This window comes from Streptomyces sp. AC627_RSS907 (assembly GCF_019049165.1).
The window spans coordinates 1-624 of the sequence record NZ_JAGMUE010001526.1 but is presented as its reverse complement, the minus strand read 5'-3'; the positions used below and the strand labels follow the sequence as shown (position 1 = coordinate 624).

The 624-nt window shown below is 71.5% G+C and carries 1 protein-coding gene; it reads right to left on the bottom strand.

The window, feature by feature from the left end:
• Window positions 1-624 (bottom strand): penicillin-binding transpeptidase domain-containing protein (locus KUM32_RS42815; protein WP_254406831.1); only part of this gene is annotated, 624 nt, incomplete at both ends.

Sequence of the window (624 nt, the reverse complement as noted above, 5' to 3'; positions counted from 1 at the left end):
CAGCACCCGCTTCCCGCTGGGCACGTCGAGCGGCACGGCGTCGCCGTTGCGGGTCAGGTGGGTCACCGAGTACGGCTCGGTGTGCATGCCGTGCGCGGCGAAGGTGGCGTACGCGCTGGCCATGCGGATCGCGCTGGGCTTGGCCGTGCCGAGCGAGAGGGCGGGCACCTGTTCGCCGAAGCTGCTGGGCAACAGGCCCGCCGTGGTCGCGGTGCGACGCACCCGGTCGAGGCCCACGTCCATGCCGAGCTGCATGATCGGCGTGTTCACCGAGTTCACCAGGGCCTGGTGCAGGCTGATGTCGCCCCAGGACTTGCCGTCGTCGTTGCGGGCCCGCACAATCTTGCCGCCGCGGTCCCAGTACGGGCCCTCCGGCGTCTGGAGGGCGGCCTTGTCGTCGCCGTCGTACACGGTGGCGGGCGTGATCGTCTTCCGGCTCTCGCCACGCTCCTTGAGCACGCCCTCCTGGAGTCCGGCCGCGTAGACGAAGGGGGCGAAGGCGGTGCCGGCCGGCACGTTGGAGGCGTTGGCGTCGTTGAAGCCCTGCTTGACGTAGTCGGGGCCGCCGTAGAGGGCGACGATGCGCCCGTCGGCCTCCACCGAGGCGGCGCCGATGTGCAGTTC